General features: G+C 74.3%; 5 protein-coding genes. All 5 read left to right on the top strand.

The window, feature by feature from the left end:
- A partial coding sequence (infB, locus tag MB828_RS37250; RefSeq protein WP_301652024.1) for a translation initiation factor IF-2 occupies nucleotides 1-2,754 on the top strand: 2,754 nt, incomplete at its 5' end.
- 289 nt (nucleotides 2,755-3,043) lie between these two features.
- The gene (locus tag MB828_RS37245; protein WP_046732584.1) at nucleotides 3,044-3,337 is read left to right on the top strand and encodes a DUF503 domain-containing protein; all 294 of its coding nucleotides are present in this window, start codon (nucleotides 3,044-3,046) and stop codon (nucleotides 3,335-3,337) included.
- 38 nt (nucleotides 3,338-3,375) lie between these two features.
- Entirely contained in the window at nucleotides 3,376-3,834 is a 459-nt protein-coding gene (gene rbfA / locus MB828_RS37240; RefSeq protein WP_133029236.1) for a 30S ribosome-binding factor RbfA, read from the top strand.
- A complete protein-coding gene (truB, locus tag MB828_RS37235) occupies nucleotides 3,831-4,736 on the top strand; it encodes a tRNA pseudouridine(55) synthase TruB (protein ID WP_301652023.1) in 906 nt (301 codons plus the stop codon). Before rbfA ends, truB begins: the two co-directional genes overlap by 4 nt.
- 241 nt (nucleotides 4,737-4,977) lie before the next feature.
- Nucleotides 4,978-8,805: a trypsin-like peptidase domain-containing protein gene (locus MB828_RS37230; protein WP_301652022.1), complete on the top strand. Its 3,828-nt coding sequence runs from the start codon at nucleotides 4,978-4,980 to the stop codon at nucleotides 8,803-8,805.
- The last annotated feature ends 97 nt before the right edge of the window (nucleotides 8,806-8,902 follow it).

The following is an 8,902-nucleotide window of genomic DNA, read 5'->3' as shown; positions in this document are numbered from 1 at the left end:
GTCCCGGGCCCCAAGCCCGCGCCGCGTCCGGCCCCGGCCGCGCCCGAGTTCACCGCACCGCCGGCGCCTCCGGCCGCCGCGGCGCCGAGCCCGGCCGCCGCACAGGGCCAGGGCCAGGGTCCGCGCCCCGGCGCCGGTCCCCGTCCCGGTCAGGGTGGCGCCCCGCGTCCCGGTGGCCGTCCGGCCCCCGGTCAGCGTGACGCGCGTCCGGGCCAGGGCGGTCAGCGCCCCGGCGGCCAGTCCCCCCGTCCGGGCGGTGCCCGTCCGGCCGGTCCGCGCCCGGGTAACAACCCCTTCACGTCCGGTGGCTCCACCGGCATGGCCCGTCCGCAGGCCCCGCGCCCGCAGGGCGGTCCGCGCCCGGGTGGCCCCGGTGCCCCCGGCGCCGGTCCCCGTCCGCAGGCGCCCGGCGCCCAGGGCGGCGGTCCGCGTCCGCAGGCTCCCGGCGGTGCCCGCCCGAGCCCGTCCGGCATGCCCCGCCCGCAGGGCGGTCCGCGTCCCGGCGGCGGCTCCGCGGGTCCGCGTCCCAACCCCGGCATGATGCCGCAGCGTCCCGCTGCCGGCCCGCGTCCCGGCCCCGGTGGCGGCGGTCGCGGTCCCGGCGGTGCGGGTCGTCCCGGCGGCGCCGGTCGTCCCGGTGGCGGCGGCTTCGCCGGCCGTCCCGGTGGTGGCGGCGGCGCCCGTCCGGGCGGTGGCGGCGGCTTCGCCGGCCGTCCCGGTGGCGGTGGCCCCGGCGGCGGTGGCGGCTTCGGCGGCGGTCCCGGCGCCGGCGGCGGCGGTCGTCCCGGCTTCGGCGGTCGTCCGGGCGGTCCCGGTGGCCGTGGTGGCACGCAGGGCGCCTTCGGCCGTCCCGGCGGTCCGGCCCGTCGCGGTCGCAAGTCGAAGCGGCAGCGTCGCCAGGAGTACGAGGCCATGCAGGCCCCGAGCGTCGGCGGCGTGATGCTGCCGCGCGGCAACGGCGAGGCCATCCGCCTCTCCCGCGGCGCGTCGCTCACGGACTTCGCGGAGAAGATCAACGCCAACCCGGCGTCGCTCGTCGCGGTCATGCTGAACCTCGGCGAGATGGTCACGGCCACGCAGTCCGTCTCCGACGAGACGCTGCAGCTCCTCGCGGGCGAGATGAACTACACGGTTCAGATCGTCAGCCCCGAGGAGGAGGACCGCGAGCTGCTCGAGTCCTTCGACATCGAGTTCGGCGAGGACGAGGGCGACGAGGAGGACCTGGTGGTCCGTCCGCCGGTCGTCACCGTCATGGGTCACGTCGACCACGGTAAGACCCGACTGCTCGACGCCATCCGCAAGACGAACGTCATCGCGGGCGAGGCCGGCGGCATCACCCAGCACATCGGTGCCTACCAGGTCTCCACCGAGGTCAACGACGAAGAGCGCAAGATCACCTTCATCGACACCCCGGGTCACGAGGCGTTCACCGCCATGCGTGCCCGCGGTGCGAAGTCGACCGACATCGCGATCCTGGTCGTCGCGGCCAACGACGGCGTCATGCCGCAGACGGTCGAGGCGCTCAACCACGCCAAGGCGGCCGACGTCCCGATCGTCGTCGCGGTCAACAAGATCGACGTCGAGGGTGCCGACCCGACCAAGGTGCGCGGTCAGCTGACCGAGTACGGCCTGGTGGCCGAGGAGTACGGCGGCGACACCATGTTCGTCGACATCTCCGCCAAGCAGGGTCTGCACATCGACTCGCTGCTGGAGGCCGTGGTCCTCACCGCGGACGCCTCGCTCGACCTGCGGGCCAACCCGAACCAGGACGCGCAGGGCATCTCGATCGAGTCCCGTCTCGACCGCGGCCGCGGTGCCGTGGCGACGGTCCTCGTCCAGCGAGGCACGCTGCGGGTCGGCGACACGATGGTCGTGGGCGACGCCTACGGTCGCGTCCGCGCCATGCTCGACGACAACGGCAACAACGTCGCCGAGGCCGGCCCCTCCACGCCGGTGCAGGTCCTGGGTCTGACCAACGTCCCGGGTGCCGGCGACAACTTCCTCGTGGTCGAGGAGGACCGTACGGCCCGCCAGATCGCGGAGAAGCGTGCGGCGCGCGAGCGCAACGCGGCCTTCGCGAAGCGCACCCGCCGTGTGTCCCTCGAGGACCTGGACAAGGTGCTCAAGGCCGGCGAGATCCAGCAGCTCAACCTCATCATCAAGGGTGACGCTTCTGGTTCCGTCGAGGCCCTGGAGTCCTCCCTGCTCCAGCTGGACGTCGGCGAAGAGGTCGACATCCGCGTCCTGCACCGCGGCGTCGGTGCGGTCACGGAGTCCGACATCGACCTGGCGATGGGCTCCGACGCCATCGTGATCGGCTTCAACGTCCGCGCGGCCGGCCGCGCGGCGCAGATGGCCGAGCGCGAGGGTGTGGACGTCCGGTACTACTCGGTCATCTACCAGGCGATCGAGGAGATCGAGGCGGCCCTCAAGGGCATGCTCAAGCCGGAGTACGAGGAGGTCGAGCTCGGTACGGCGGAGATCCGCGAGGTCTTCAAGTCGTCCAAGCTGGGCAACATCGCCGGTGTCCTGGTCCGGTCGGGCGAGGTCAAGCGCAACACCAAGGCGCGCCTCATCCGCGACGGCAAGGTGGTCGCGGAGAACCTCACCATCTCCGGTCTGCGTCGCTTCAAGGACGACGTCACCGAGATCCGCGAAGGGTTCGAGGGCGGTATCAACCTCGGCAACTTCAACGACATCAAGATCGACGACGTCATCGCGACGTACGAGATGCGCGAGAAGCCGCGGGTGTAACACCCACGGTTGGTGCCGGCCGACGGGATTTCGGTTCCGTCGGCCGGCGCTTTTCCCGTCGGGACACCACCGCCACGGGGCTCCGCCCCGGACCCCGACCTCGCCCACCCACCACCCGACTCGGCGGGTTGTAAGGGCACCCTCTCGGCCGACCGAGTCGGGTAGGTGGGCGGGCGACGCGGCGGACCCTCGTCGCGCCGGGGAAAGTCGGTCGAGCCCCCGGCAGGGACGGGGTACCGTTCCTGTCAGGGCCATCGATCCCGTACCGGCGGGTTAACCGGATACATACATGTACGTGGGGACCCTGTCCTTCGACCTCCTCCTCGGCGACATCCACTCGCTCAAGGAGAAGCGCTCCGTCGTCCGCCCGATCGTCGCCGAACTCCAGCGGAAGTACGCCGTGAGCGCGGCCGAGGTGGACCACCTGGACCTTCATCGCAGGGCCGGCATCGGCCTCGCCATGGTCTCCGGCGACGCCGCGCACCTGACCGACGTACTCGACCGGTGCGAACGGCTGGTCGCCGGCCGCCCCGAGGTGGAACTGCTGTCGGTCCGACGGCGCTTCCACGGCGACGACGACTAGACCTGAGAACGACAAGAAGAAAGAACGGGAGCGGACCAGTGGCCGACAACGCGCGGGCGAAAAGGCTGGCGGACCTCATCCGAGAGGTGGTGGCCCAGAAGCTGCAGCGCGGGATCAAGGACCCGCGGCTCGGCTCGCACGTCACCATCACGGACACCCGGGTCACGGGTGACCTCAGGGAGGCGACCGTCTTCTACACGGTGTACGGCGACGAGGAGGAGCGGCAGGCCGCGGCCGCCGGTCTGGAGAGCGCCAAGGGCATCCTCCGGTCCGAGGTGGGCCGGGCGGCCGGCGTGAAGTTCACGCCGACCCTCGCCTTCGTCGCGGACGCCCTGCCGGACACCGCCCGCAACATCGAGGACCTCCTCGACCGGGCACGCCAGTCCGACGCGCAGGTCCGTGAGGCCTCCGCGGGCGCCCACTACGCGGGTGACGCCGACCCGTACCGGAAGCCCGGCGAGGACGCGGCCGACGAGACGGACGACACCACCGAATGACCAGCAAGCCCACCCCGCCCGACGGCCTTGTCATCGTCGACAAGCCGTCGGGCTTCACCTCGCACGACGTCGTCGCCAAGATGCGGGGCATCGCCCGCACCCGGCGCGTCGGGCACGCCGGCACCCTCGACCCCATGGCCACGGGCGTCCTCGTCCTCGGCATCGAGCGGGCGACCAAGCTCCTCGGGCACCTCGCCCTCACGGAGAAGGAGTACCTGGGGACCATCCGCCTCGGGCAGAACACGGTCACCGACGACGCCGAGGGCGAGATCACCTCGTCCACCGACGCCTCCAAGGTGACCCGCGAGGCCGTGGACGCCGGCATCGCCGAACTCACCGGCACCATCATGCAGGTGCCGTCCAAGGTCAGCGCCATCAAGATCAACGGCGTACGGTCCTACAAGCGTGCCCGGGACGGCGAGGACTTCGACATCCCGGCCCGCCCGGTGACCGTCTCGTCCTTCGCGGTGTACGACGTCCGGGACGCCGTCGCCGAGGACGGCACCCCCGTCCTCGACCTGGTCGTCTCGGTCGTCTGCTCCTCCGGCACCTACATCCGGGCCCTCGCCCGGGACCTGGGCGCCGGCCTGGGCGTCGGCGGACACCTCACCGCGCTGCGCCGGACCCGCGTCGGGCCGTACAAGCTGGACTCGGCGCGCACCCTCGACCAGCTCCAGCAGGAGCTGACCGTGATGCCGATCGCCGACGCGGCGGGCGCCGCCTTCCCGCGCTGGAACGTCGACGCCAAGCGGGCCAGGCTGCTCACCAACGGGGTGCGCCTGGAGATGCCCGACGCGTACGCGGGCGCCGGTCCCATCGCCGTGTTCGACCCCGAGGGCGGCTTCCTCGCGCTCGTCGAGGCGCAGAAGGGCAAGGCCAAGAGCCTCGCCGTGTTCTCCTGAACCTGCCCGTAGAGCGGCGACCACGGGGTCTTGACGCCGCCGCCGCTCCACGGTCCCCCCTCGGTTCCCCCACCCCTAGGGTGTATCCACCCGCCCCTGCCTATTCACCCGACCGAGCAGGCGCTCGGAGTGAACCGGGGGAGCGGAGGGGGGCGCGTTCCCGGCCCGCTCTGTCCCGCTGATCATTTCGCGCCTACCGTCGGACACGAGGGCACGGGTGTACGGGCGGGGAGGTTCGATCATGGCGGGACGCGGCCCGCGGACCGGGAGCGGTCGCCGGACGGCGGACGGCGTGGGGGAGGCGGACAGGGCCGCGGATCCGGGACCGGTGCTCGACGAGCGGCTGGTCCGGATCCGGGACCTCGCCGGGCGTCCGCGCGGCACCGGCTTCCTCGCCGACCACCACGGCACGCTCGTCACCAGCCACGAGGCCGTCGACGGCCTGGCCCGGATCGTGCTGCACGCGGCCGGGGACCGCACCTGCGTGGTCGCCTCGGACGCCGTCACGCCCCTGCCCGCCCACGGCCTGGCCCTGATCCGCACCGAGGGCCTCGGTGTGGACCCGCTCCCGATCACCGCGCGCGAGCGGATCCCGGCCGGCGCGTACGTCCGGATCGCCGCCGACCGCTGGCGTGAGGCCCGGGTGCTCGCCGCGACCCAGGTGACCTACACCGCCACCGACCGCTTCCATCTCCTGGAGGACGCACTGGAGCTGGCGATCGGCACGGCAGGCAGGGACGCCCTGCGGCTCGGCGGCGGAGCGGCCGGCGGCCCGGTCCTGGACGCCGAGACCGGCGCGGTCCTCGCGGTCCTGGGCACGGCCCTCCAGTCCGGCCAACGCGACGTCGGCTTCGCGGTCCCCCTCCACCATCCGGACTGCGACCCCCTCGCCGACCTCCTCGCCCGGAACGCGGCAACCGTCCCGGCGTACGGCATCGACCTGAACCTCGCCGGAATCCTGGAACTGACAGCCACCTCGGTCGCCCAGGACGGCCCCCCGGGCACCCTCTCCGACTACGTGGGCCGCCCGACGCCCCGAAGGAGCGCGGGGATCTGGCCGTCTGAAGCGCCCCGAAGGGGCGCGGGAAACGGCGCGCCTGAAGCGCCCCGAAGGGGCGCGGGGAACGGCGCGCCTGAAGCGCCCCGAAAGGGCGCGGGGAACGGCGCGCCTGAAGCGCCCCGAAGGGGCGCGGGGAACTGCGCGACCAGCCCCCACCCACCCGCACCCGACCACACGGACCACACGGACCAAATTCAGCCAATCGAACGAGCCTCGGTCGCAACCGAACTCGCTGCCTTCGCCGAAGGCACCGGCACCGGCACCGGAACCGTCCTGGCCCTCGTAGGCGCCCCCGGCACCGGCCGCACCACCGAACTCGCCGCCCTCGCCGCCCGCCGCAACAGCGCCCCGGACCCCGCCCCCACGCTCTGGCTCCGCGGCGCCGATCTGAAGGACGCCGACACCTCCGTCGCCGACGCCGCCCGCCGCACCCTGGAGCGCGCGGTCCGGATCGTCGCCGCCTCCCGCTCCCAACTCCCCGGCGACCTGGGCGAACTGACCGTGGAACGGCTGGCCGGGCTGGCCGCTCGCACCGGCCGCCCGCTGCTCGTCCTGCTCGACGGCCCCGAGGAGATGCCCCCGGTCCTCGCCCACCGGCTGCCCGCCTGGACCGAGGGCACCGCCGACTGGCTGCGCGACACCGGCGCCCGGCTGCTCGTGGCCTGCCGGGAGGAGTACTGGGAGGGCGCCGGCGCCGAGTTCCCGCCCGCCCTGCTGCACGGCACCGGTGCCGAACCGCCGTGCGTCCGGCTGACCGACCTCACCCCGGACGAGGCCCGCCTGGCCCGCTCCCGCTACGGCGTGCCCGAGGGCGCCCTCGCCGAACGCGACGCCCGCCACCCCCTCACCCTGCGCCTGCTCTCCGAGGTCCGCGCCGCCCTCCCGGGCGCCCCCGAGGCCGCCCCGGTCGACCGGCACGACGTCTTCGCCGCCTACCTCGACCTGATGTGCCTGCGCATCGCAGTCCGGCTGGCCGCCGAGAACGGCCTGCGCGGCAGGGCCGTACGACGGCTCGCCGCCCGGGTCTCCGGCCAGGTCCACGAGGCCGCCCGGCGCAGCCTCGGCCCCGGACAGGGGGAGCTCGACCGGGAGACGTTCGAGACGGTGTTCCCGTGGGGGCCCGTCCCCGCCCACCTCGGCGCTGGCTCCGGCTGGGCCTCCGCCGTGCTCACCGAGGGCCTGCTGGTCCCCGCCGGCAGCGGCTACCGCTTCGCCCACGAGGAACTGGCCGACTGGATCCAGGGCACGCACCTTGACCTGGACGAGGCACTGCACGCCCTCGTGCACCGCCGGCACACCCCCCAGGACACCCAGCCGCTGCCCGTACCGCGCCACCGGATCGGCCCGGTGGTCCACGCGCTGCTGCTCCTCGACCGCCTGTACGGTCCCGCCGGGCTCGCGCCACGGCTGCGGGAGCTGGCGCACGCCCTGGATCTGGACCCCGGCTCCTGGTGGGCGGCGCGGCTGCTCACCCAGACCCTGCTCCGGCTGCCCGACGCGACGCCGTACGACGAGGTGCTGAGGCTGCTCGCCGACCGCGTGGTGCGCAGGCAGCGCACGGTGTCCAAGGAGTTCGGGCCCGCGTTCTGGACCGCGCTCCCCCTCCCCGAGGCCGACCGTTTCGAGCTGCTGCGCAGGCTGGTCCTCGCGGACGAGCCGCTGCCGGAGACGGCGGGCGTCGGGCGCTTCGGAACCCGGCCGACGGCCGTGGCGACCGTGCCGGCCGAGGTGTCCGCAGCCACCGCGACCGTGCCGGCCGAGGTGTCCGGAGCCACCGCGCGGGCTCCGGAACCCGAGGGCTCGGTGCCCCGCTTCCTGGACGCCGTCGCCCGGCTGCTGGCCGCCGACCCCACCGCCGTACAGCCGTACCTCACCCGGTGGTTCGACGACGAGCGGCCGCTGCCCGCGATGCCGCACGCCACCGTGGCCACCGCGGCGCAGGCGCTGCTGCACACCCATCGGCACGGTGCGCTGGACGAGCTGACCGAAGTACTGGTGGACGCCGCGCACCGGCGGGGCGACGAACTCCTCGGCGTGCTCGCCGAGGACGAGCCGTCCGCCCTCTGCCGGGCCGTCGACCGCTGGGCGCACGACGAACGCCCGGCCCGCCGGGTGGCCGCCGTCGCCCACGGGCTGCACACCGCACCGCACGTCCGCGGCGACGCCGACCGCGAACTGCTCCGCTACGCCGCGCTCGCCCTGCTCGCCCGCCCCGCCGACTGCACCCTGCACGGCGGCGCCCTCGCCCTGCTGGTCCGCGACCCGGCGACCCGGGCCCGTCATCTCCCCGCGGCGCTACGGCACTTCGCCGACGGCGACCACCAGCTCACCCCCGCCGCCCTGGTCCCCGCCCTGGCCACCCACCCCGACGAGGTGCTGGCGGCCTTCCGCACCCGGCTGCACGGTCCGCACGCCGGACAGGTGCTGCGCACCCTCGCCGACGTCACCGTGCCCACGCACGCCCGGCACCTCACCGAGCTGGTCCTGGAGGCCGCCGAGCTGCGGCCGGAACTGGCCGGGCAGGTGGCCGGGTTCGTCGAGCGCCGCCTCAACCAGGGCGCCGCGTCCCGGGCGATCCTGCTGCCGCTGGTCACCGGGCTGCTCGACGACGGCCCCGAACCGGTGCGGGCGGCCCTGGCGACCGTCCTCGGAGCGGCCGGTCCTCCCGTCTCACGGCCGCTCCGCGGTGAGCTGCTCGAGGTCCTGCTCGCCCATGAGCGCGACCCGGGCGTGCTGGGCGCGCTGCTGCACGCGGCGGCCGCACAGCGCGGGGAGGACGGCGACCGCATGCGCGACCTGGTCCGCCGTACCGGCCTGCTGCTGGTCCGTACCCCGGACGGCGCGACCCGTTTCGACCGGGGACTGGTCGACCTGGGTCGGCACGTGCCCGGATTCGCCGCCCTGATGGCCCGCTGGCTCGCCGACACCCCGGACGAGTGGGCCGCGGTGGTGGGCCCGAGCACCCGCCGGATGCTGGGAAACCTGGCCGGGGTACGGGTCCCCGCGTGACCGCGGACACGTGCGCCCGGTCACAGCGACCGTGCCGGTGTGAGCCGAGTCCGGCAAACATGGCACCCTTAGACCTGCGTAAGAGGGACAACGGACA

This window comes from Streptomyces arenae (assembly GCF_022343545.1).
Classification (GTDB): domain Bacteria; phylum Actinomycetota; class Actinomycetes; order Streptomycetales; family Streptomycetaceae; genus Streptomyces; species Streptomyces humi.
This window is presented reverse-complemented; position numbering and strand designations above follow the sequence as displayed.

What these genes read in the sequence shown, in the direction of transcription:
- MB828_RS37245 (WP_046732584.1), top strand. Translation starts at nt 3,044, where the DNA reads ATGTACGTGGGGACCCTGTCCTTCGACCTCCTCCTCGGCGACATCCAC.
- truB (WP_301652023.1), top strand. Translation starts at nt 3,831, where the DNA reads ATGACCAGCAAGCCCACCCCGCCCGACGGCCTTGTCATCGTCGACAAG.
- MB828_RS37230 (WP_301652022.1), top strand. Translation starts at nt 4,978, where the DNA reads ATGGCGGGACGCGGCCCGCGGACCGGGAGCGGTCGCCGGACGGCGGAC.